A 22,831-nucleotide genomic window follows, 5' to 3' on the forward strand; every position below is an offset into this window, starting at 1 on the left:
ACGCACCCCGCGGTTCCGCAGGGGCGGCCGCGTTGTCAGTGCCGCGCCGTACTCTCCCGCGAGTGACAGACCACCTGATCGAGCCCCGCGCCCTCGATGCCGCGCTCTGTGACGCGCGCGAGGCCATGGCCGCGTACGACAACGCCCTGGAGTGGTTGCAGTGCCCCGACGCGGCGCAGAAGGGACCGCTCGCGACCGAGGTATGGGCCTTCGACAGCACGCTGACGCACGTCCTGCTGGTGGACCACCGCTGGCGTGGGTGGGTGCCACCGGGCGGCAAGGTGGATCCCGGGGAGACACCGCGCGAGGCGGCCCGTCGGGAGCTGTTCGAGGAGACCGGTGTGCGGGCGGAGCTTCTCGGGACGCCGGCGGCCGCCACCGTGCGCTCCTACCACCCGGACTGGCCGGCCACCATGGGCGTGACCTACCTGGCGGTCCTCGACCGGCGGACCCCGCTGACCCCCGAGGAAGGACAGCCCGCCGCCTGGCGCCGGCTGGACGAGCCATGGCGGGGCTGGTTCCCCGAAGACCGTCTCCGGATGCGGCGGTGCGCCGCGTGGCTCGCCCGGCGGGCCTGACCGCGGCGATCGATGGCGTCGACACCCAAGTACGCCCGTCGTCCCAGCGGCTTACCCCGCGGGCCGCCGCGTACTGCGTTCTCAGTAGCCGGGAATGTCGGCAGGCGCACGACGACAGGAGATCCCCTCTCCGGGGAGTCTGGGCGGACAGTCGGCACCAGATGTGGAGATCCCCTGCCGTGGCTACTTTCCTTTACCGAGTGGGCCGGATGGCCTTCCGGCGACGTTGGTACGTCGCCCTGGTCTGGGCGGCCGTCCTGGCCGCCGTCGGACTGGGCGCCCTCAAGGCCCCGGGAGCCTCCGACGAGGAGTTCTCCATGCCGGGCATCGAATCCCAGAAGGCGTTCGACCTGATGGAACAGCGCTTCCCGGGGGCCTCGGCCGACGGGGCGACCGCCCGGGTCGTCTTCGTGGCGCCGAGCGGTGAGAAGGTCACCGCCACCGAGAACAGGAAGGCGGTCGAGGACGCCGTCGCCGACCTGGCCGACGGCACGCAGGTGGCGAGCGCGACCGACCCGTTCCGGGCGAAGGCGGTCAGCAAGGACGGGACGACGGCGTACGCGACCGTCACCTACAAGGTCACCGCCACCGACCTCACCGACGCCAGCAGGACGCAGCTGGAGCACGTCCTCGACGAGGCCCGGGGGAGCGGGCTGAGCGTCGACGCCGGCGGCAGCGCGATGGACGAGGGCGGCGGTGCGGGCGGCATGGCCGAGGTGATAGGCGTCGCGATCGCCGCGGTCGTGCTCCTGGTCACCTTCGGCTCACTGGCCGCCGCCGGTCTGCCGCTGCTCACCGCGCTCATCGGCGTCGGCGTGAGCATGGCCACCATCCTGGCGCTGGCCAGCGCCCTCGGCCTGTCCACCACGACCGGCACCCTGGCGATGATGCTGGGCCTGGCCGTCGGCATCGACTACGCCCTGTTCGTCGTCTCCCGCTACCGCGAGGAACGGAGCAGGGGCCGCACTCCCCAGGAGGCGACCGCGATGGCGGTCGGCACCGCCGGGTCGGCCGTGGTGTTCGCCGGGCTCACCGTCGTCATCGCCCTGGCCGGGCTCGCGGTGGTCGGCATCCCGATGCTCACGAAGATGGGCCTGGCCGCGGCCGGCGCGGTCGTCGTCGCCGTGTTCATCGCGCTGACGCTCGTCCCGGCCTTCCTCGGCTTCTGGCCCAACGCAGTGCTCGCGCGCCGCACCCGCAAGCGCGGCCGTGTCGAGGAGAGCGTCACGGACAACGGCGGCACCCGCTGGGCGCGGTTCGTGCTGCGCCGTCCCGTGCCCGTGCTGCTGCTCGGCGTGGTCGGCCTCGGCGCCCTGGCGATCCCGATGACAAGCCTCCAGCTCGGCATGCCCGGCGACGAGGCCAAGTCCACCTCCACCACCGAACGCCGGGCCTACGACGCGCTCGCCGAGGGCTTCGGGCCCGGGTTCAACGGGCCGCTGACCGTCGTCGTGGACGCCAGGGGCACCGACGACGCGAAGACCGCCGCCGGCACGATCGCGAAGGAGATCGGCGGCACCGAGGGAGTCGTCTCCGTCTCCCCGTCCCGCTTCAACGAGGCCGGGGACACCGCGGTCTTCTCGGTCGTCCCCTCCACCGCGCCGACCGACGAGAAGACCAAGGACCTGGTCACGACCATCCGCGGTGAGCGTCCGGGCGTGGAGTCCGAGACCGGGGCGACCTTCGAGGTCACCGGCACCACCGCGCTGAACATCGACATCTCCGACAAGGTGCAGGCCGCGCTGGTCCCGTATCTGATCGTGGTGGTGGGTCTGGCGATCGTGCTGCTGCTGGTGGTCTTCCGGTCCCTCCTCGTCCCGCTCAAGGCGGCCCTCGGCTTCCTGCTCTCGGTGCTGGCCGCCCTCGGCGTGGTCGTCCTGGTCTTCCAGCAGGGCCACGGCGCCGAACTCCTGGGTGTGGAGACCAGCGGGCCGATCATGAGCATGATGCCGATCTTCCTGGTGGGCATCGTCTTCGGTCTGGCGATGGACTACGAGGTGTTCCTCGTCTCGCGGATGCGGGAGGCGTACGTCCACGGCGAACGGCCCGCCCAGGCGATCACGTCCGGCTTCCGGCACAGCGCCCGCGTGGTGGTGGCCGCCGCCCTGATCATGATCGCGGTGTTCGCCGGGTTCATCGGCGAGAGCGACTCCATGATCAAGATGATCGGTTTCGGACTCGCCTCCGCCGTCCTGTTCGACGCCTTCGTCGTCCGCATGGCGATCGTGCCCGCCGTGCTGGCCCTGCTCGGCGACAAGGCATGGTGGCTGCCCAGGTGGCTGGACCGGCTGCTGCCCAACGTCGACGTGGAGGGTGAGGCCCTCACCCGCCGCCCGGAGGCGGATCCGGCTCCCGCCGAGACGACCGACCTGGAAGTGGCGCGCACCTGACGCCCGCCCGACCCACCCCCCACAGGGGCCGCCCGTGACGTACACCACGGGCGGCCCCGTCGGGCACGTCCGCCCGAGGTCGACCACGATGGTCCCAGCCCACCCACCGGAGAAGACGAGAAGACGATGAGTATCGGCCTGGACCGCTACACGGTTCGCCTGGAGGATTTCGCCGACCGCCACCCCTTCGTCGTCGATCTGGTACTGGTCCTGCCCCTGATGGGTTCGGCCGTGCTCGGTGCCTCGCTCACCCTGCCCCGCGCCGACCCGCCGGACCAGGACACCACCGCCGTCGTCCTCATGGGCGTGTCCTGCCTGGCCCTGCTCAAGCACCGCAGCCACCCGCGCACGGCCGTCGTCGTGAACGCCGTCTGCAGCGTGATCGTGATCGCGATGGGGTACCTCCTCACCCCCCTGCTGCTGGCACCGGTCATGGCGGCGCTGTACTGGCTGGCCACCCAGGCCGACCGCGCGACCATCCGCGTCTACGGCATCACCACCATGGTGGCGCTGATGCTCGCGGCGGCCTTCTCCGACTCCATGGATCACCTGTCGCTGCTGCTCAGGACCATCGGCCCGCTCTTCTGGCTGCTGCTGCCCCTGGCCGCCGGCACCATGACCCGGCTGCGGCGCGCCTATCTCCAGGCCGCCCAGGCACGGGCCGAACACGCCGAGCGCACCCGTGAGGAGGAGGCGAGGCTGCGGGTCACCGAGGAGCGCATGCGCATCGCCCGCGAACTGCACGACGTCGTCGCCCACCACCTGGCCCTCGCCAACGCCCAGGCAGGCACCGCCGCCCACCTCGCCCTCACCAACCCCCAGCAGACGAAGACGATCCTCACCGGCCTGACCGACACCACCTCCTCGGCGCTGCGTGAGCTGAAGGCCACCCTCGGCCTGCTCCGCCAGAGCGACGACCCGGCCTCCTCCCCCCTGGAACCGTCCCCGGGCCTGGCCCGCCTCCCCGAGCTGGTCACCGCCTGCGCGTCGGCCGGACTCGCCGTCGAGGTCACCACCCAGGGCGAACCCCGGGCCCTCTCACCGGGTGTGGACCTGACCGCCTTCCGGATCGTCCAGGAAGCCCTCACCAACGTCACCAAGCACGCCACCGCGGAGACCGCGCGTGTCCAGATGCGCTACGGCTGCTCGGAGTTGCTCATCACCATCGGCAACGACGGCCCGTCCGCATCCCCCGGCGTCGCCACGGGCCGCGGCTTCGGCGTCATGGGCATGCGCGAACGAGCCCACTCCGTCGGCGGTGAACTGCGGGCGGGCCCCCGATCCCAGGGCGGCTTCGAGGTGACCGTCACGCTGCCCCTGACGCCGCGCACCGACGAGGCCGACACAACACCCTGAGCCTCCGGCGAAGTTGGCGATGCCCCCGGGGTGTCGGTGCTGGACCGGTCCTTCGGGATGCGGTCATCATGGTCGTCGCCCTCGGCCCGGCCACGCCACGGGGGAGTAGATCCTTGGCCATAGGGTGACGTGCTGTCATAGGATTTCGCCCATGGAGAGGTATGGAGGACGGGTCCAGGTTGGTGGTGACCTGCGGTACTACAAGTGCGATTGAATGGGTAAATACCACCGCGCGGGCGACTTCAATCGTGGCGATGATCATGATGTCGCGAGCGGAACGCTCGGCTACGTTTCCGGTGTGAGCACCTCTCAACTTCCTGGCTTGTCCGCACCGTTGGCTACCCCCGACGCACTCAGGCGTCTGCTCTTCGACGCACAGGCCGAGACCCACGAACTGTGGCGGCGCCTGTTCAGCACCCCCGCGTTCTCCTTCCGTGAGGGGCTGACCCATGAGCAGCGCACCGAACTCTCCTATCGCCGGCTCCGGTGGCTGAACGCCGCCATACGAGACGTACCGGCCCTGATCCGAGATCCCGTCGCCCTGAGCACCCTGCACGAATGGGCGGGGGTGGCGGACGCCGGGATGGCCACGATCGCCTCCATCCACTACAACCTCTTCCTCGGCAGCCTCCTCGACCACGACCAGGGGGGCCGGGATCTGGGGCCTTATCTGCGGATGGAGAAGATCGGTGTCTTCCTGACCACCGAGAAGGCGCACGGAAACGACGCGACCAACCTGGAGACCACCGCGACACTGGACCGCGCCACAGGCGAGTTCGTCCTCACCACCCCGACGCCGGCGGCCGCGAAGTGGATGCCGAACACATCTCTCATCGGCGGCCCCAAGGACGCCGTCGTGGCGGCGCGGCTGATGATCGACGGCACGGATCACGGCGTCTTCCTGTTCCTGACGCCGCTGTCCGACGCGAGCGGACGGCACCTGCCGGGAGTGGACGTGCGGCCGCTGCCCGAAACGGTCAGTGCTCCGGTCGACCACTGCGCCACGTCCTTCCACGACGTGCGACTGCCGCTCACGGCCCTGCTCCAGGGCCCCCACGGCCGCCTCAGTTCCACCGGCGAGTTCAGCTCCGACCGGGGCAACGCGCGAAAACGATTCCTCCGCAGCGTCGGCCGTGTCACCCCGGGCAAGCTGTGCATGAGCGCCTACAGCCTCGGCACCATGCGCCACGCCATGGCCGTCGCCGTGACGTACGCCCACCAGCGGCACACCTCGGACCTGACCGGTGGCGGGAAGCGGGTACCCCTGTGGGCGCACCGCACGCACCACGCCCCGCTCGTCGAGGGCCTGGCGACGACCTACGCCGCCACCCTGCTCCAGCGCCGCGTCGTCCAGCAGTGGACCGACGTGGAGAAGGCCGGCGGCGGGGACGCCGAACGGCAGGACGCCGAGCGTATGACGGCCGTCGCCAAGAGCTGGATCACCTGGTCGGCGCGGGAGGTGATGACGATGTGCCGGGAGCGGTGCGGGGCGCAGGGCCTGGCACTGGCCAACGGGATCGCCGGCCAACTCGTCGCCAACGAGGGCACGATCACCGCCGAGGGCGACAACCTGGTCGTCCGGCTCGTGGCCGCGGCCGAGATGCTGATGGGCGCGTCCGTACCGCGCCCGCATTCCGCGGTGCCGCCCGGCGACCGCTCGTTGGCGGACCCGGAGCATCTGCACGACCTCCTGGCGGACCTGGAGCGCATACGCTACACGCGGGCCAGGACCCGGGTCCGCCTTCCCGGGGCCAAGTCGCCCCTGGCCCGGTGGAACAGGGCCTCGGCCGCGGCCACCTCCCGGGTGGAGGCCCACGCGTACCGGTTGGCCGCCGAAGCCCTCGCGGACACGGCCGCCCGGTCGGACGACCCGCAGGCCCGGATCGTCCTGCACGACCTGCACCGGCTGTTCGTCCTGGGGTACGTCTCCCGGCACAGCGGCGAACTGCTCGCCCACGGGCGGCTGACCGCGGATCAGGTCATGCACCTGCCCGACGAGATCGAGGCCACCGTAGACGCGCTCGCCCCGCACGCCCTGATGCTGGTCGAGGCGTTCGACGTACCGGAGGAGGTGCGGCAGCGCCACCCCATGCTGAGGTCCGAAGTGCCCGGCGACGCGGTGCTGGTGTGACGCGGCCGGGCGGTCAGTCCCGCCGGCGACCGGGTCAGCACGGCTGACCCCGCTCCCGCACCCCGCCCGCGTGATGCCAGTGATGAGGGATCACGCGGGCGGGGTGCGGGAGCCGCCGGGGCAGCGGCGTTACTGCCGAAGGGATGTGGCAGCGCCTCTCGACTGCGAGTACCCGCCGGACGGCCGGACACCGGGCCCGACCGGCTGCACGGCCCTGCCGGATCGGGACGCGGGGTGACCGGGTAGCGGCCGGCGGCACGAGAGAGGCGCCGCGGCGAGAGCAGGCCACCGGTTGCGCAGGTCACCGGATTCGCGGGCCGCTGGTCACCAGGCGCTGATGACGGGCGGAGCGTCGGGCTCGTGCCGGCGCCAGACCTCGTTCAGGCGTGTGAGCTGGTCCGCGGCGGCGATGCCGCGCAGGGTCGCGACCTTGCCGTCGCTGATGCCGAACACCACGACGCCCACGACCCGGTCCTCGACCACGGCGAGGACGGCCGGGGAGCCGTTGAGCAGGACGATGTGGAGAGCCGGGGAGCCGCCGGCCAGCCGCCGCTTCGCCGGGGTGGGCTTGAAGCCGGCCCGCACGTAGGTGACGACGCGCTCGCGTGTCTCGTACCGCAGCAGCCGCCCGGCCAGTCCGGCGCCGTCCGACACCGCGGTCGCGTCGGCGGTGAGCATCGCCACCAGCCGCTCGGTGCGCCCCGACGTGGCGGCGGCGAGGAACTCCTCGACGATCCGGCGTGCGGAGGCGGGGTCCACAGCGTCGCCGCCACGGCGTTCGGCGGTGATCCGGCGGCGGGCCCGGTGGACGTGCTGCTGGCTCGCGGACTCGGTGATGTCGAGGATCCCGGCGATCTCGGCATGGGAGTACGAGAAGGCCTCACGCAGGACGTACGCGGCCCGCTCGACCGGCGAGAGACGTTCCATGAGGGTCAGTACGGCCAAGGACACCGATTCGCGCTGCTCGAAGGTGTCGGCCGGGCCGAGCATCGGATCGCCCTCCAGGAGCGGCTCGGGCAGCCAGGCGCCGGCCGCGCGCTCGTGGCGCGCCCGCGCCGAGCGGAGCCGGTCGAGGCAGAGATTGGTGACGACCTTGGTCAGCCACGCCTCCGGCACCTCGATCCGTGCTCGGTCCGCGGCCTGCCAGCGCAGGAACGTGTCCTGCACGGCATCCTCGGCGTCCGCGGCCGAGCCGAGCAGACGGTACGCGAGCGAGGCCAGCCGGTGCCGGCCGGCCTCGAACCGATCGATGGCGGCGGTGTCCACGCGAACAGCCTAGGCGGTGGCCCTCACGCCGACCTGGTCCTCCCGCACGGCGGCCAGGCGGCGCCTGCGCTTCGGCATGCCGAAGGTCGGGTGGGCGATGCCCCACCCAGCCCCTTGGAGCACGCCCGACTTGAGCCGCGCGGCGGTCCGGCCGCCCAGGTACCAGGACTTGGACCGGACCTCCCCGTCCACCATCTGGAAGATCGCGTCCCGCCGCCCGAGGCTGATGTGGTTGCCGTGGTACTTCAGCCCGGTGACCGGGACCTCGCCGCCCGTCAGGCGCGCGATGATCGCGGCGGTCGCCTGCATGTTGGTGAAGCCGGCCGAGGCGCAGGACATCGGCAGGGGTCGGCCGTTCTCGCCGATGGCGTAGGCGCAGTCACCGGCGGCGTAGACGTCCGGGTGCGAGACCGAGCGCATGCTGCGGTCGACGACGATCTGGCCGGTCTCGGCGACCTCCAGGCCGCCGGCGGCCGCGATGGGGTGCACGGCGAACCCGGCCGCCCACACGGTCACGTCGGCGGGGACGGACCTGCCGTCGGCGGCGATCGCCCGCGTCGGCTCGACGGCGTCGATGCGTGTGTGCTCGTAAACGGTCACGCCGAGCCGCTCGCATGCCCGGCGCAGGTGGTGGCGCGCCTTCGGGGTGAGCCAGGCGCCCAGTTCGCCGCGGGCGGCCAGTGCCACGGACAGGTCGGGCCGTGACTCGGCGAACTCGGTGGCCGTCTCGATACCGGTCAGTCCCTCGCCGACGACCAGAACGCTGCCACCCTCGCCCAGACCGGCCAGCCGCTCCCGCAGTCGCAGCGCCGAGGACCGGCCGGTCACGTCGAAGGCGTGCTCGGCCACGCCGGGGACGCCGTGGTGGGCGACGGAGCTGCCGAGCGCGTAGAGGAGTGTGTCGTACGCGATGTCGCCGACGGTGTCCTCGCGGTCCTCGCCGGTCAGCGCGACGGTCCTGCGCTCGGGGTCGATGCCGGTGACACGCGCCAGGCGCAGCCGCACCCCGGTGCCCGCGAACACGTCGGCCAGTTTGCGGACCGGGAGATCCTGGCCGATCGCCAGCTGGTGGAGCCGCATCCGCTCGACGAAGACGGGCGCGGCATTGACGACGGTGATCTCGATGTCGACGGGCGAAAGCCGGCGGGCCAGGTTTCCGGCGGCGAAGGCCCCGGCGTATCCGGCGCCGAGGACGACGATGCGGTGCTTCATGGCGTTGCTCCTGTCTCGTTCGCGTGCCCCCTGAACGAGATGGCGCTCCGGTTGCTGACAGGAGTTGAGTGTGATCCAGGTCACCAATTCGTGGCCGTCTGGCCGTCTGGCCGTCCGTCGCGGGTCGCTCTCAGGCGACCTCGAGCACGATCTTGCCCTGGACGTGTCCTCGGGAGGCGCGCTCGTGTGCCGCCCGGGCCTCCGCGAGCGGGAACGTGCTGTCGATCGCGACACGGACCGTGCCCGCGTCGAGCAGGCGTCCCAGCTCGGCGAGTTGCGCTCCGTTCGAGCGGACCTGGGTGATCGAGACGGTGACGCCCAGTTTCGCGGTCTCGTCCTCGTCGAAGTCCCCCGGAAACACCGGGAACTGGGAGCCGCCGCGCTTGAGCGTGCGCAGGAAGCGCCTGCTGTCGGGGCCGCCGACGGTGTCCAGGACGAGGTCGAGGTCACGCACGAGTTCCTCGGGACGACTCCTCGTGTAGTCGATGACCTGGTCGGCGCCGAGCTCGCGCAGGAACGAGTCGTGCGCGCCCGACGCCACGGCGATGACCCGTGCGCCCTTCCACTTCGCCAGCTGGAGCGCGAAGTGCCCGACACCGCCCGCGGCGCCGTTGACGAGCACCGTCGTGTCGGTGCCGAGCGCTGTCGGGCGATGCCGTGCCGGCTGGAAGGGGGAGGGGTGATCGTGTCCGAGCTCGATCAGGAACTGCCACGCGGTGAGCCCGGCCATGGGCGCCCCGGCGGCCCGCACATGATCGATGCCGGCCGGCTTGCGGGCGAGATCCGAGGCGGGCGCGGCCACGTACTCGGCGTACGCGCTGCCGTCGAAGCCGGGAAACCGCAGCAGTCCGAAGACCTCGTCGCCCACGGCGAGGCCGTCCACGTCCGCGGCGACGGCCTCGACGACGCCCGACACGTCCGTCCCCGGAATCACCGGCAGGCCGACCGTCGATTCCGTCTTCCCGGGGATTCTGGTCAGCCCGTCGCGCAGGTACCGATCCGGGGGATTGACGCCGGCCGCGTGAACACGAACGAGCACCTCGCCCGGCCCCACGTCGGGGACCGGCACCTCCTCGTAACGCAGCACTTCGGGACCGCCGTGCTCATGGAGCCGGACCGCTCTCATCGTCCGTGTCGGCATCGTCTTCTCCTGCCCCCGCTGCGGGATACGCTTATCCGGATCGGCGATCCATATAAACGGATCGCTGATCCAAATATATGGACCACTGATCCGGATAGTCAAGAGGGGCCGATGCGTGCCGACGCCAGGAAGAACCGCGACCACCTGCTCGCCGTAGCGGGCACCGCCATCAGCGAGCAGGGCGTCGAGGTGTCACTGCGCGACATCGCGCGCAGGGCCGACGTCGGACTCGCCACGCTGCTGCGGCACTTCCCGACACGTGAGGCGCTGCTCGACGCCCTGCTCCGCACGAGCTTCGACCAACTGACGGCAAAGGCAGGCGAGTTGGAGACCTCCAGCTCGCCCGAGGACGCTCTCGTCTCATGGCTTCGTGACTGTGTCGCGTGGACGACCGAGTACCGGGGCGCGACCGTGCTGATGGCAGCCGCCATCGAGGACCCCGAATCCGCCCTCCACGCCTCGTGCGTCACCCTGCGCGCGGCCGGCGCACGGCTGCTCACCCGCGCCCAGGACGCGGGCCTGGCCCGCGACGACATCGATGGCACCGACGTGTTCGCCCTGGTGGCCATGCTCGCCTGGCTCGGCGACCAACCCTCACTCGCACCACGCGCCGACCACCTCTTCGGGGTCGTCGCGAACGCGATTCTGACGAGCGCCGGGGAGGACGGTCCGTGAGGTCTTCGGCAGACCGTCAGGGCGGGCACCGGAAGAACCTTGGGGAGGGTCAGGTAGTCCAGAGGCCCTGCTGAGCGGCGGTGTCGGCGTACGTGGAGAAGTCCCGGGGGGCCCGGCCGAGCGCACGCTGTACGCCGTCACCGAGCGAGGCCAGACCGCCGGAACGGACGTGGTCGTAGAGGCCGACCGACAGCCGCACCCACTCCTCGGGTACGCCGTCGGCGCGCTGCTCGTCCGCGTACGCCTCGGGCGTCAGCGGCACGTAGCGGATGTCGCGGCCGGTGGCCCGGGCGATCTCCGCGACCGCGTCCCCGAAGGTCATCAGCCGCGGCCCGCTGAGCTCGTAGCACCACCCGGCATGACCGTCCTCGGTGAGAGCGGCGACCGCCACCTCGGCGATGTCCTCGGCGTCCACGAACGCCTCCTTGCCCTCCCCGGCCGGCAGCCTCACGTCACCGCTCATGACGGGGTCGTACAGGAAGTCCTCGCTGAAGTTCTGGCAGAACCAACGAGGCCGCAGCACGGTCCAGTCCAGGCCCGCGTGCTCCAACGCCCGCTCCGCAGCCAGGACATGCTCCTGGTCCGGACTCCCACCCTCGGGCATCGACAGCAGCACCGCGTGCCGAGTGCCGGCGGCCACCGCCTGCCGGGCGAACGCGCCGACGGCCTCCGCGGCCTGCGGGCTCCCGAGAGCAGGGACCACCAAGTACGTCCCCGTCACACCCCGCAGCGCCGGCTCCCAGGTGGAGCGGTCCGTCCAGTCGAAGGACGGCGTACCGGAACGGGACCCCGCGCGGACCGCCACACCGCGCTCCTTCAGCAGTCGCGCGACCCGGCCGCCGGTCTTCCCCGTCGCCCCTGTCACCAGAATCATCTCGTCGTTCATGGGCTCAACCGAACCAGCCGGCACGCGCTCCGACCATGCCGAGCCGACTCACTTCCCTATGCGTTCGTCTACGCTGATCCGCATGGATCCACCAGGAGTGACCAGCGCGGATCCGCTGACAGATCTCCTGAACGGGGTACGGACCAGCGGCGCCCTCTTCAACCAGTCCTCCCTGACCGGCTCCTGGGCGGCACGCTTCGAGGACCGCTCACCGCTGGCCCTCGCAGTCCTCCTGCGCGGCTCCGCGTGGATCACGCCCGAGGGCGGCGCCCCGGTCCGGCTCGGCCCCGGAGACGTCGCGGTGCTGAGCGGCGGCGCACCGTACGTGATCGCGGACGACCCGGCCACCGAGCCGGACGTGGTGATCCATCCGGAGGGCCGCTGCACGACCGTGCAGGGCGGGGAACCGATCCGGGCCCGAATTCCGGGCACCGGAAGCCGGGACGGGGGAGGGGCTGACAGCACGCTCCTGCTGAGCGGTCTGTACACCGTGGCCGGCGGCACTCCGGGCAGGCTGCTCGCCGCCCTGCCGGCCCTGGCCGTCATCGAGGCGGATGTCGGCGCCTGTCCCGTCAGCCGGACGACCTTCGAGGAGATCACCCGCGAGGAGCCCGGGCAGCAGATCCTCCTGGACCGGACGCTGGACCTGATGCTCATCACCGCCCTGCGCGCCTGGTTCACCCGCCCCGGCGCCCAGGTCCCCACCTGGTACCGGGCCCATGGCGACCCCGTGGTCGGCTCCGCCCTGCGCCTCCTCCGAGCCGACCCCGCACACCCGTGGACCCTGCCGGCCCTGGCGGCCAGGACCGGCGTGTCACGCGCCGGCCTGGCCCGACGCTTCACCGCCCTCGTCGGACAGCCACCCATGACCTACCTGCGGCAACAGCGCCTCGCCCTCGCCGCCGACCTGCTCCGGGCGCCCGACGTCACACTCGCCACGGTGGCCGAGCGCGTCGGATTCTCCAACGCCTTCGCCCTCAGCGCCGCGTTCAAGCGCGAGCACGGCATGAGCCCCAGCGCGTACCGGGCAGGTGCGACGCGTACGCAGCGGTGACAGCCTCCACGGTCGCGAGGACCGCAACTCCCCGCGGAACAGCGACCCATGGCCCGACTTCGCACCGCCGCCGGTTGCCCGGTGGGCTACGCTGTGCGGCCATGAATACCGGGACGGCGTTGCGCCACACACGGTTTGGTGACCCGGTGCCCTTCTGAGCGCTGTACGGGCCGGTGCGGGCCCGTTGTTCGGTCGCACATGTCGCGCTGTCGCGCGGGCTCCGCCTCCGTCGTGTTGATCACAAGCTCGGCACATCAACCACGACAGGAGAACACATGTCCACCAAGACGCTGCGGATACCCACCACGGACGGACAGGCCGACGCCTTCGCCGTCTTCCCGGACCACGGTGAGCGGCATCCCGGGGTGCTGATGTACGCGGACGGCTTCGGCATCCGGCCCGTGCTGCGGGAGATGGCCCGCGAACTGGCCGGGCACGGGTACTACGTGCTCGTCCCCCACGTCTTCTACCGGCACGGCCCGGCACCGCTGATCCCACTGCCCGAGCACATCGGCGAAGAGGGCCGGCCCGCGCTCATGGCCCGGCTCATGCCGTTGATCGAGGCGCACACCGCCGAACGCGGACAGCGGGACGCCGACGCCTACCTCAGGTTCCTCACCGCCCAGCCCGAGGTCTGCGCCGGACCGGTCGCGGTGACCGGCTACTGCATCGGCGGCCTGCTGGCGATGCGCACCGCCGCGGCCCACCCGGGCCAGGTGGCCGCCGTCGCCGCGTTCCACGGTCCCGTGGGCGCGGACGGGCCAGGCGTCCTCGCCAGGATCACCGCCCAGGTCCACTTCGGCCACGCCGAAAGCGACCTGACTCCCGAAGCCCTGGACGAGCTCAACCGTGCCCTGGATGCCGCGAACATCGACTACACCTCCGAGATCTACCCCGGCACCGTCCACGGCTTCACCATGTCCGACACCGACGCCTTCGACCCCGCCGGACTGCAGCGCCACTGGAACCGCCTGCTCCCCCTCCTCGACCGCACACTGCCCGGCCGCCCGGACCGCCGTGGCCGGAAAGGGTTTGAGGGAGGAGATGCCCCGCTGCTACGGTCCTGACGGATCGTGAAGTCGTCGTAGGGAGGTGAGACCCGTGAACACAGTCACCCATGGGTGCTCCCTCATTCCGTCACGGTCCGGCGGCTGACGTTCGGTGTCGCCAGGAGCGCCTGAGATCGAGGCACTCCTGGAAGGGAGACTCCGATGAACACGAAGCCTTTCTCATCCGGCCTGAGCGAGAACGCGGTCATGATCACGCGCGTCGCGGACAGGCAATGGCATGCACTGCAGGACGACCTGGTGGTCGGCCGCGGGCATGCGGCGCACCGGCCCGACGGACGCTTGTTCGTCAGCATCGACGCCTGGCACGACACCACCTTCGACCGGCTCGCCGAAGCGATGCTGGCCCAGCTGCCGGCGCCGCTGCACACGGTGGTCGACGAGGCCGACGTCGAGCTGACGGCCGCCTGGCGGCGGGCCGGGTTCACGGTCCGGCGCCGCGAGTGGGAGTACGTGGTGCCGACCGACCCGCGGGTCACAGGGCTCCACGACGTCCTGCCGCCTTCGGGCGTGACGATCGTTCCCGCCGGTGCGGCGGACGAACGCCTGCTGCGGGCGGTGGACCGCGCGATCCGAGAGGAGGTCGAGGCGACCGTCGGGTGGCAGTCGATGCCCGCGGAGGTGATCGCGCTCCCCGAGGGCGAGACCATCGTCGACCCGTCGAAGTACGCGGTCGCCGCGACGCCGGACCGCTACCTGGGGCTGATCCGGGTGGTGACGGCGATCCGGCCGCGCATCGGGCTGATCGCGGTCCGGGCCGGCGAGCAACGCCGCGGCATCGGGCGGGCGTTGCTCGCCCACGCGCTGGGGACACTGCACCGCTCCGGGTTCACCGAGGCCTGGGCCGAGGTCCACGAATCCAATCGAGCGGCCTCGGCACTGTTCGAGGGCGTCGGCGCCCGGCCGGCGAGCAGCAACCTGGAGCTGGTGCGATGACGAAGAACAAGAACGTCATCGAGGTCGAGGGCAGGGTCGTCGAGTGCCTTCGCAGCGCCATGTTCACCGTGGAGCTCGAGAACGGCCACCAGGTGCTCGCGCACATCAGCGGGAAGATCCGCAAGAACTACATCAAGATCATGCTGGAGGATCGGGTACTGGTCGAGCTCCCGCCGTACGACCTGACGCGCGGCCGGATCGTGTTCCGGTACCGGAACTAGCGGAGGTCGCCGCCGTCCGCGGCGGCTGACCCTGGGGCCCTGGTCACGGCGTTTGCGTGGCCAGGGCCCGCCCTCCCCGAGACGGGCCGGTCAGGACCGTACGTAGCGCCGGAACGTGATTCCGGAGGCGAAGCAACGGTGCTCGGCCAGGTGCAGCCGCAGTTGTTTGCCCACGGGAAGGTACGGCTTGCCGCCCCCGAGGATCACGGGGAACGCGTACACCCAGAACTCGTCGATCAGGTCCAGCAAGGAGGTGGCCAGCTCGGGGCCGCCGAGTTGGAAGGTGCCGTCGGTCTCCCGCTTGAGGCGCGTCACCGTGGACGCGGCGTCCTCGCGTCGGACGAGCGTGACCCCTTCGGGGACGGTCTGGAGGGTGTCGGAGAAGACGTACCTCGGTGTCTCCTTGTACAGCTGGGCGAACTCCCGCTCAAGAGGCGGGGCGCCTTCCTTGCCGAGGTCCTGCGTCCAGGGCTTCTCCATCGCCTCGTACAGCCGCCTCCCGAACAGGAACGCCGCGGTCCGGCGAACGTGGTCGTTCGCCGCCTGACGAAAGTCCTCGGTCGGCTCCGGGAAGTCCAAACCGCCCTCGGGATCCTCGATGTAGCCGTCGATCGAGGTGTTCATCCAGTAGATGACCCTGCCCATGAAAGTCCTCCTTGGCCGTAGCGGTGGTCCGGAAGGGAGACCTGATGAAGCGCCGGAACTCATCGCTCGCCGGGGGGACTCCTGCGGTGCTCCTCACGGCAGGGAACGAGTGAGCCACACCAGTTCGCCACGGTCGTCCGTCGAGACATGGTCCCGCTCGAACCCGAGTTTTTCGAGGACACGAAACGACGGCGTGTTCCAGGGACGCACGGTCGACCAGAGACGCTTCCGCCCGGTCGTGATCGCGGAGTCGACTACGGCCGAGGCGGCCTCCGTCGCATAGCCCTGTCCGTGCACACGCTGAAACAACTCGTACGCGATCTCGGGCTCCTCCAGGGAAGCCCGGCCGACGGTGAGGCCGCAGTACCCGATGAAGTCGCCCACATCGCGGCGGGTAACGGCCAGCAGGGTAATTCCTGTCAGTGTCGACGCGGCGCGCTGTTTCTCGATCATTTGCCGGTTGTGCTCGACCGACGGCATGCCGTCGCCTCGTTCGGCGACGAGCATGCGATGGGCATCGACATCGGACTCGGTCCACGGCCCCAACGTCAGTCGCGCGGTGGCGAGTTGAAGGGGCATCGGCACAAACGTCACGGCCCCACTCTACGCCGAAGGCGTGGTCAAGGACTTTCCGGCCGCTTACGGGGCCGGCGAGGTGCCGGGCCCCGGTCCGCCGTCAGCGTGGTGCTCGGATGCTGTCGATGATGCGGGTCCAGTTGTCGCCGCCGTGTCCGTCCTCGATCGCGCGCTGATAGTGGGTCTGCACGGCGCGAGGGAGGGCGAGATCGAGTCCGAGCGACGCGCTGGTCTCGACGATGTGGTCGGACGTCGCCCCCATCATGGTGACCGTGCTGAGATCGCCGGGATGCTCTCCGGCGTCGAGTGCGGCACCGACGTTCTCCTCACCGGCCCGCAACATCTCGCCGATCGAGTCGGAGGTGGAGAGCAACTCCGGCAGCACCTCCCTGGCCTTCATTCCGGCGCTGCCCAGCATCGCGGTGGCCTGCATCAGGCCCGACAAGGTGGTGAGGAACACCGCGAGTTGGGCTTGGTACATCAGCTGGGCGAGACCCTGGTCCTCCCCCAGATACTTGGGTGTGCCGATCAGTGCCAGCACCGCCCGGTGCTTCTCCATCAACTCACCGGGGCCGCTGTAATAGACATATGCCGCCTCCGTACCGACCATCGGCGCCGGGACCATGACCCCACCGCTGAGGAAGGCGGAGCCGTGGCCCGCCGCCCAGGAGGCCGCCTCGCGTGTGCGGTCGGGGGTGTCGGAACTCAGGTTGACCAGCGTCCGGCCGGCGAGCGACGGCGCGGCGCTGTCGAGGATGTCGTACATCGCCTGGTAGTCGGTGAGGCTGAGGATCACGAGGTCACTCGCTTCGATCGCCTCACCGGGTGTCGCCGCGAGCGTCGCTCCGTCGGCGACGACGCCGTCGGCCCGGGCGGCGGTGCGGTTCCAGACGGTGACCGGGTGGCCGGCGGCGAGGAGGGTGCGGGTCATCGCCTGGCCCATGGGGCCGAGCCCGATCACGGTGACAGTGCTGTTCTGCCTGGTGGGGTTGTGCTGTTGTTCGTTCACGTCTCCATGCTCGGAGAGCGCCACTACTCTTGGAAGTACCCACTATTTTCTTCGGTACTTACCAATTAGTAAGGGGATGAGTGATGGCCAAGGCGCCGAGATGCGGGCCTTACATCTGCGGCATCGACGCCGCGCTCGACGTGGTGAGCGGCAAGTGGAAGGGACTGATCCTCTGGGAGCTCGACGCCCATGGTGTGCGCCGCTTCGCCGAACTCCGCCGCGGTCTGCCCGGAGTCAGCGAGAAGATGCTGACCCAGCACCTGCGTGAGATGGAGGCGGACGGACTGGTGCACCGGGAGGTCTACGCCGAGGTGCCGCCACGGGTGGAGTATTCCCTGACCGAGCACGGGCACACGCTCAACAAGGCGCTCGAACCGCTCGGCGTCTGGGGAAGCGACCGGATACTCCGCGAAGGCGCCGAGAAGGTCGACGTGGCCGAGACCTCACACGGCTAGGCATTCCCCGGCCGCCGGCCCCGCGTGCGCGCGCCCCGCCCGAGGGATGGCGAGGGACGACGGCGGGTGGGCCCCCGTCGCTCCCAGGGCCCACGTGGTCTCTCCGACTCTGCCCGGTGTTCACCCCCGACGCAGCGCGGAGCGGCCCGCGAAGCGCGCCGCGTCGCCCAACTCCTCTTCGATGCGGATGAGTTGGTTGTACTTCGCGGTGCGGTCGGAGCGGGAGAGCGAGCCGGTCTTGATCTGGCCGCAGCCGGTGGCCACCGCCAGATCCGCGATGGTGGTGTCCTCCGTCTCGCCCGAGCGGTGCGACATGACAGCCGTCCAGCCCGCCTCGTGGGCCGTGGCCACCGCGGACAGCGCCTCGGTCAGGGTCCCGATCTGGTTGACCTTGACCAGGACCGAGTTGCCGACGCCGGTGCGGATGCCCTCGCGCAGCAGTGTCTCGTTGGTGCAGAACACGTCGTCGCCGGTGAGCTGACAGCGGTCGCCGACGCGGGCGGTCAGCTCGCGCCAGCCGTCCAGGTCGTCCTCCGCCATCGGGTCCTCCATGGAGAGGATCGGGTAGGCGTCGATGAGCTTGGCCAGGTAGTCGGCGTGCTCGGAGGGGGTGCGGCGCACACCCTCGCCCGCGTAGTCGTACACCCCGTCGCGGAAGAACTCCGAGGAGGCCGGGTCCATGACCAGGCCGATGTCCGTGCCGGGCCGGTATCCGGTGCGCTCGACGGCGGCCATCACGAAGTCGAGGGCCTCCTCGGCGGTACGCAGCGCGGGCGCGAAGCCGCCCTCGTCGCCGACGCCCGTGGAGTGCCCGGCGGCCAGCAGATCGCGGCGCAGGGTGTGGAAGACCTCGCTGCCCATGCGGACGGCTTCGGCGAAGGTGTCGGCGCCCACGGGCGCGATCATGAACTCCTGGAAGTCCAGCGGATTGTCGGCGTGGGCACCGCCGTTGACGATGTTCATCATCGGCAGCGGCAGGAGATGAGCGTCGGCGCCGCCGAGGTAGCGGTAGAGGGGTTGGCGGTGCGCCGCCGCGGCGGCCTTGGCGGCGGCGAGGGAGACGCCGAGGATCGCGTTGGCGCCGAGCCGGGACTTCGTGGCGGTGCCGTCGAGGGCGACGAGCGCGGCGTCGAGACCCGCCTGGTCCGCCGCGTCCCGGCCGCGCACGGACGCCGCGATCTCCCCGTTGACATGGGCCACCGCGCGGTCCACGCCCTTGCCGTGCCAGCGCGCGGAGTCTCCGTCGCGCAGCTCCACGGCCTCCCGGGCGCCGGTGGAGGCGCCGGAGGGGACCGCCGCGCGCCCCAGGGAACCGTCCGCCAGGACGACGTCGACCTCGACCGTGGGGTTGCCCCGGCTGTCGATGATCCGGCGCGCGGTGACGGTCTCGATGGTTGCGGCGACGGTTCCGGCTGTCTGTGCGGACATGGGAGTCCCTTCCCGTGGTCGTGTGCCGTGGCCCCGGCTGCGACAACGCTGGCGCTGAGCCCGACAACGCCAAACAATACAGCAATGCTGTTCAGTTATGCTGCGCAGTATGGCTGTGCAGTATTGCTGTACAGTCCGGGTGTGCGGCATTGCTGACCAGCGAGATAAAGTGCCCTATGCCCACCCCGGAAGCCGCCGCCATCGCCGCCGAACTGCGTACCGCGATGGGAAAGCTCACCCGGCGCGTCAAACACGAGGACCAGATCCCGCTGGGTCAGGTCGCCGTGCTCGGCGCACTCGACCGCAACGGCGCCATGACCACCAGCGACCTCGCGGCCGATCAGCGCGTACGCCCCCAGTCCATGGCCCGGTCGGTCGGGCTGCTCATGGAACAGCACCTGATCACACGCCGGGCGCATCCCACGGACGGCCGCAAGTCGCTGGTCGAGCTGTCGGACGCGGGCCGCGCGGCGCTCGAAGCGGAGCGCGGCCGCAGGGCCGGCTGGCTCGCCCAGGCCATCGAGGCGGAACTCACGGAGGAGGAGCGGGAGCTGCTGGCACGGAGCGCCGTCCTGCTGGAGCGGCTCGCGACACGGTAGTGCCGCGGCGCGGGGTATGTGCCTCGTCGCGACGCTCCGGTTCGCGTGGGGCGTCGTCGGACATCGCAGGAACGAGCGAAGGTGTCAGTCGGAGTCCGGCTTCACCAAGGTGTACATGACGGAACGCTCGTGCTTGTGGCGCCTGATACGTCCCTTGGCGACCAGGGATTCGAGGGTGTTCCGCACCACCTGAGGTGTGGGGTTGCGATCCGGATGTTTCTCGAGCAGTTCGTCCCGCAGCTCACTGGCCAGACGCGGCTCGTCGTACTGGCTGAGCAGGTCCGCCAGCAGGTCCCCGAGCAGAGGCTGACGCGACTTTCCCTTGGCGCGGGCCTTCGCGGTCTTGCCGGACGCAGCGCTCCTGACCGCTGCCGTGCGGCGCGCAGCGGCTTTGGCCGGGGCCTGCTCCGCCTCCGCGACGACGGGCTCGTCCTGCGACTGCTCGGGCAGACGGGAGGCGTCCGCGAAGTTCTCGTACCGCTCGGCGAGGCTGAGGATGTCTGCCAGGAGAGCCTCCTCCTGCTTCAACACCGTGATCCTCTCCGCCAGCTCCTGCTGTCGCCGACGGTTCTCCTCCAGGTCTGCCGCGGCTTGTGCGGCGTACCGCGCTCGGAGCGTGGCGGCTGATTGGCTGGTCACAATCGTTCACTTCCTCGATATGAATGCCGTTGCGCAGGGGACCCACGCCGAGGTGCCGTGCGGGCACGTGTCAACGCGGGTGGTCGGTGCTTGCGCGAGTTTCTCTCCGGGTGTGCTGCCCGGCAAGTGTGTGGTTGAACGCGGGTCATGGCAACCCGGCATCCCGTCAGGCCATACCTTTACACACACGTATGCCGGGGCAGGGTCCGCGCCGAATACGTGTGACGGGTTCCCCTCGTCAGGCCGCTTGGAATCGATCACCTGGGCTGGCGCGGTGACTGATGAGCAGGAGCGGGTGCAGCCGTCGGGAGTGTGGGCCACGGCGGTGGGGGTGGCCAGGGTGCGGGCGCTGGAGACCCAGCGGGAGAACGCGCTGTTCCGGGACCCACTGGCACGGGCCTTCGCCGCCGCCGGTGGCCTGTGGCCCTCCTCGGCGCCGCTGCCCGACGACGAGGGCGCGCGACGCCGCCGGCTGGCCGTGTCGTTCTCCATCGTCATCCGGACGAGGTTCCTCGACGACCTGTTGGAGCAGGCCGCTGCGTCCGGGGTCCGTCAGGTCGTGCTGCTCGGCGCCGGCATGGACAGCCGGGCCTTCCGGATGGACTGGCCCGAGGGCACCCGGCTGTTCGAGGTCGACACCGCCGCGCCACTGGAGTTCAAGGCTTCGGTGCTGCGCCAGGAGCGGGCCGTCGCACGCTGCGAGCGGATCACCGTAGCGGTGGATCTGCATGAGGACTGGCCAGGCGCGCTGGCCGCCGTCGGGCACGACCCGATCGTGCCGACCGCGTGGATCGCGGAAGGACTACTGATCTATCTGTCCGAGGAAGCGGTGGATCTACTGCTGGCCCGGATCAGCGCACAGTCGGCGGCAGGCAGTCGGCTGGGGCTGACCTTGGGCTCGCGCGGCGTGATCGAGCGGTTCGGCGCGGACGCCGCGCGGGGTTCGGCGGCGTCCCTGTGGGTCTCGGAGATGCCCGACGACCCGGCGGGCTGGCTGGCCGGGCACGGCTGGGAGGCCGACAGCCACACCCTGCGCGAGCGCGCTGCCGCCTACGGCCGCCCGATCAGCACCCCGCCGCAGCGCCAGGAGCGGCCCGGCGGACTGGTCTCGGCGGTCCGCCGGTAGCCGGTAGAGGCGCCGTCTCCGGGTTCCCTGGGTGATCGCCCCTCCGTCCGGCAGGGCCTGCCCGCCGCCGTCGAGGAGCGGCTCGCCGCACATGCTGTCCGGGCCGGGATGGCCGTCCACCATGTGGTCGCCGCGGCGTACGAACACACGCTGACGGCAGACTGGGGCGGCGGTCCGCACCCCCTGGTGAGCCTGATCGAGGCCGGTTCACCGATACTTCAGCAGGCGCGGTATGCGACGGAGCTTCTGTCGCCCCGCGACAGGACATCCTTGAGGAAGGCTGAACACGGTGACGACCGCCGCATATCAGGGTGAGCCCGGATCCAACTCGGCGACCGCCGTGCGTGCTCTCTTCCCCGAGGGCCGTGAACTGCCGTGCACCGGCTTCGAACAGGCCCTGGACGCGGTGACGCTGGGCACCGCCGACGTCGCCGTGATCCCGGTGGACAACTCCGCGGCCGGACGCGTCGCGGACGTGCACCATCTGCTGCCGGAGACGGGCCTGTTCATCGTCGCCGAGCACTTCCTCGCCATCCGCTTCGACCTGATGGGCGTGCCCGGCGCGACTCTGGACCAGGTGGAGTGCGTCCGCAGTCATGTGCACGCCCTGGGGCAGTGCCGCAAGGTGCTGCGGGAGGGCGGCTGGCGCACCCTCGTCAGCGACGACACCGCCGGCGCCGCCCGTGAGGTGGCCGAGCTGGGCGACCCGCGGCACGCGGCCCTCGCCCCGCCCGCCGCGGCCGACCTGTACGGCCTTGAGGTGCTGCGCCCCGAGGTCGAGGACGACCCGGACAACACCACCCGCTTCGTCGTCCTGTCCCGGGACGCCGCGCAGGCCCCGCACACCGGGGCGCCGACGATGACGAGTCTGTTCTTCTGCGTGCGCAACATCCCCAGCGCCCTGTACAAGGCGCTCGGCGGGTTCGCCGGCAGCGGTGTGAACCTCACCAAGATCGAGAGCTACCAGATGGGCGCGGGCCTCAGCCCCAGCCGCTTCTACGTCGAGATCGAGGGCCACCCCGACGACGAGCGCGTCGCCCTCGCCCTGGACGAACTGCGCTTCTTCTCCTCCGAGGTGCGCATCCTGGGCGTCTACCCCGCACACCCGCACCGCGCGAGGAGCTGACCAGCAGGAGCTGACCGGGGAGCACTCGCCCCGCAGGCGCAGGCCGTCGGTGCCGCGCAGGGAGCCCAGGACGTCCACCACTTCCCCGTCACGGCCGCCGGGGGCCAGTACCGGGAGTCCGTCGGCCCTGCCCCTGACGTCTGCCGAGGACTTCGCACGACCGATCTGTCCGCACACGTCCTGTTCGGCGCCGCCTACGGCCGGGGCGCGGCTACGGCGAACTCGCCCGCCTGGGCGCCGAGTTCGACCGGGCCGGAGACCTCATCGCCGGGATCACCCCGGACGCCGACATCGCGATGCTGTACTCGGCACAGC

The 22,831-nt window shown here is 70.9% G+C and carries 22 protein-coding genes; 13 read left to right on the forward strand and 9 right to left on the reverse strand.

The genetic code is table 11. From position 1 onward, the window contains the following. The first annotated feature begins 62 nt into the window (after positions 1–62). The 4 genes from K4B79_RS04005 to K4B79_RS04020 all read left to right on the forward strand — a co-directional run bounded on the left by K4B79_RS04005 (position 63) and on the right by K4B79_RS04020 (position 6,455). Entirely contained in the window at positions 63–578 is a 516-nt protein-coding gene (locus K4B79_RS04005) for an NUDIX domain-containing protein (protein ID WP_232024835.1), read from the forward strand. 179 nt (positions 579–757) lie between these two features. Then, positions 758–2,968 (forward strand): MMPL family transporter, encoded by a 2,211-nt coding sequence (locus tag K4B79_RS04010; protein ID WP_232024836.1) that lies wholly within the window; start codon positions 758–760, stop codon positions 2,966–2,968. Between the two features lie 126 nt (positions 2,969–3,094). After that, positions 3,095–4,324: a sensor histidine kinase gene (locus K4B79_RS04015; RefSeq protein WP_232024837.1), complete on the forward strand. Its 1,230-nt coding sequence runs from the start codon at positions 3,095–3,097 to the stop codon at positions 4,322–4,324. Positions 4,325–4,622: 298 nt separating this feature from the next. Next, positions 4,623–6,455 carry an acyl-CoA dehydrogenase family protein gene (locus K4B79_RS04020; RefSeq protein ID WP_232024838.1) on the forward strand — a complete coding sequence of 611 codons (1,833 nt, stop codon included), beginning with the start codon at positions 4,623–4,625 and terminating at the stop codon, positions 6,453–6,455. 324 nt (positions 6,456–6,779) lie between these two features. Here K4B79_RS04020 and K4B79_RS04025 read toward each other — a convergent pair whose 3' ends face one another. The 3 genes from K4B79_RS04025 to K4B79_RS04035 all read right to left on the reverse strand — a co-directional run bounded on the left by K4B79_RS04025 (position 6,780) and on the right by K4B79_RS04035 (position 10,074). Further along, the gene (locus tag K4B79_RS04025) at positions 6,780–7,721 is read right to left on the reverse strand and encodes a sigma-70 family RNA polymerase sigma factor (RefSeq protein WP_232024839.1); all 942 of its coding nucleotides are present in this window, start codon (positions 7,719–7,721) and stop codon (positions 6,780–6,782) included. 9 nt (positions 7,722–7,730) lie between these two features. After that, positions 7,731–8,933 (reverse strand): NAD(P)/FAD-dependent oxidoreductase, encoded by a 1,203-nt coding sequence (locus K4B79_RS04030; RefSeq protein WP_232024840.1) that lies wholly within the window; start codon positions 8,931–8,933, stop codon positions 7,731–7,733. Positions 8,934–9,063: 130 nt separating this feature from the next. Further along, entirely contained in the window at positions 9,064–10,074 is a 1,011-nt protein-coding gene (locus tag K4B79_RS04035) for an NADP-dependent oxidoreductase (RefSeq protein WP_232024841.1), read from the reverse strand. Between the two features lie 111 nt (positions 10,075–10,185). Here K4B79_RS04035 and K4B79_RS04040 point away from each other — a divergent pair, with 111 nt between their 5' ends. After that, the gene (locus tag K4B79_RS04040) at positions 10,186–10,749 is read left to right on the forward strand and encodes a TetR/AcrR family transcriptional regulator (protein ID WP_232024842.1); all 564 of its coding nucleotides are present in this window, start codon (positions 10,186–10,188) and stop codon (positions 10,747–10,749) included. 49 nt (positions 10,750–10,798) lie between these two features. Here K4B79_RS04040 and K4B79_RS04045 read toward each other — a convergent pair whose 3' ends face one another. Next, on the reverse strand, positions 10,799–11,635 hold the full coding sequence (locus K4B79_RS04045; protein ID WP_232024843.1) for an NAD(P)H-binding protein: 837 nt from the start codon (positions 11,633–11,635) through the stop codon (positions 10,799–10,801). Positions 11,636–11,717: 82 nt separating this feature from the next. On the opposite strand from K4B79_RS04045, the gene K4B79_RS04050 reads away from it, so the two are divergent. From K4B79_RS04050 to infA, 4 genes are all read left to right on the forward strand, one after another. Further along, complete coding sequence (locus K4B79_RS04050; RefSeq protein WP_232024844.1) at positions 11,718–12,689, forward strand: AraC family transcriptional regulator; 972 nt, start codon at positions 11,718–11,720, stop codon at positions 12,687–12,689. Between the two features lie 275 nt (positions 12,690–12,964). Continuing rightward, positions 12,965–13,756 (forward strand): dienelactone hydrolase family protein, encoded by a 792-nt coding sequence (locus K4B79_RS04055; protein WP_232024845.1) that lies wholly within the window; start codon positions 12,965–12,967, stop codon positions 13,754–13,756. A gap of 144 nt (positions 13,757–13,900) precedes the next feature. Next, positions 13,901–14,692, forward strand: a complete 792-nt coding sequence (locus tag K4B79_RS04060) for a GNAT family N-acetyltransferase (protein WP_232024846.1) — start codon at positions 13,901–13,903, stop codon at positions 14,690–14,692. Beyond that, positions 14,689–14,913 (forward strand): translation initiation factor IF-1, encoded by a 225-nt coding sequence (gene infA, locus K4B79_RS04065; protein ID WP_232024847.1) that lies wholly within the window; start codon positions 14,689–14,691, stop codon positions 14,911–14,913. The genes K4B79_RS04060 and infA overlap by 4 nt, the downstream gene beginning before the upstream one ends. A gap of 90 nt (positions 14,914–15,003) precedes the next feature. Here the strand turns inward: infA and K4B79_RS04070 are convergent, their stop codons facing one another. The 3 genes from K4B79_RS04070 to K4B79_RS04080 all read right to left on the reverse strand — a co-directional run bounded on the left by K4B79_RS04070 (position 15,004) and on the right by K4B79_RS04080 (position 17,143). Then, positions 15,004–15,558, reverse strand: coding sequence for a dihydrofolate reductase family protein (locus K4B79_RS04070; RefSeq protein ID WP_232024848.1), 555 nt, complete (start codon positions 15,556–15,558; stop codon positions 15,004–15,006). Positions 15,559–15,651: 93 nt separating this feature from the next. Further along, complete coding sequence (locus K4B79_RS04075) at positions 15,652–16,137, reverse strand: GNAT family N-acetyltransferase (RefSeq protein WP_232025416.1); 486 nt, start codon at positions 16,135–16,137, stop codon at positions 15,652–15,654. A gap of 97 nt (positions 16,138–16,234) precedes the next feature. Next, on the reverse strand, positions 16,235–17,143 hold the full coding sequence (locus tag K4B79_RS04080) for an NAD(P)-dependent oxidoreductase (RefSeq protein ID WP_232024849.1): 909 nt from the start codon (positions 17,141–17,143) through the stop codon (positions 16,235–16,237). A gap of 83 nt (positions 17,144–17,226) precedes the next feature. On the opposite strand from K4B79_RS04080, the gene K4B79_RS04085 reads away from it, so the two are divergent. Then, positions 17,227–17,598 (forward strand): winged helix-turn-helix transcriptional regulator, encoded by a 372-nt coding sequence (locus K4B79_RS04085; protein WP_232024850.1) that lies wholly within the window; start codon positions 17,227–17,229, stop codon positions 17,596–17,598. Positions 17,599–17,718: 120 nt separating this feature from the next. Here the strand turns inward: K4B79_RS04085 and eno are convergent, their stop codons facing one another. Then, positions 17,719–19,026 carry a phosphopyruvate hydratase gene (gene eno, locus K4B79_RS04090; RefSeq protein ID WP_232024851.1) on the reverse strand — a complete coding sequence of 436 codons (1,308 nt, stop codon included), beginning with the start codon at positions 19,024–19,026 and terminating at the stop codon, positions 17,719–17,721. 176 nt (positions 19,027–19,202) lie between these two features. Here eno and K4B79_RS04095 point away from each other — a divergent pair, with 176 nt between their 5' ends. Next, complete coding sequence (locus K4B79_RS04095) at positions 19,203–19,625, forward strand: MarR family winged helix-turn-helix transcriptional regulator (protein WP_232024852.1); 423 nt, start codon at positions 19,203–19,205, stop codon at positions 19,623–19,625. A gap of 84 nt (positions 19,626–19,709) precedes the next feature. Here the strand turns inward: K4B79_RS04095 and K4B79_RS04100 are convergent, their stop codons facing one another. Beyond that, complete coding sequence (locus tag K4B79_RS04100; RefSeq protein ID WP_232024853.1) at positions 19,710–20,264, reverse strand: hypothetical protein; 555 nt, start codon at positions 20,262–20,264, stop codon at positions 19,710–19,712. 274 nt (positions 20,265–20,538) lie between these two features. Between K4B79_RS04100 and K4B79_RS04105 the strand changes: the two genes are divergently transcribed. Together K4B79_RS04105 and K4B79_RS04110 are read left to right on the forward strand one after the other, a co-directional pair. After that, positions 20,539–21,390 (forward strand): class I SAM-dependent methyltransferase, encoded by an 852-nt coding sequence (locus K4B79_RS04105; protein ID WP_308280382.1) that lies wholly within the window; start codon positions 20,539–20,541, stop codon positions 21,388–21,390. Between the two features lie 289 nt (positions 21,391–21,679). Beyond that, complete coding sequence (locus K4B79_RS04110) at positions 21,680–22,516, forward strand: prephenate dehydratase (RefSeq protein WP_232024854.1); 837 nt, start codon at positions 21,680–21,682, stop codon at positions 22,514–22,516. The last annotated feature ends 315 nt before the right edge of the window (positions 22,517–22,831 follow it).

It is taken from the genome of Streptomyces lincolnensis, from assembly GCF_021173675.1.
GTDB classification, from domain to species: domain Bacteria; phylum Actinomycetota; class Actinomycetes; order Streptomycetales; family Streptomycetaceae; genus Streptomyces; species Streptomyces lincolnensis_B.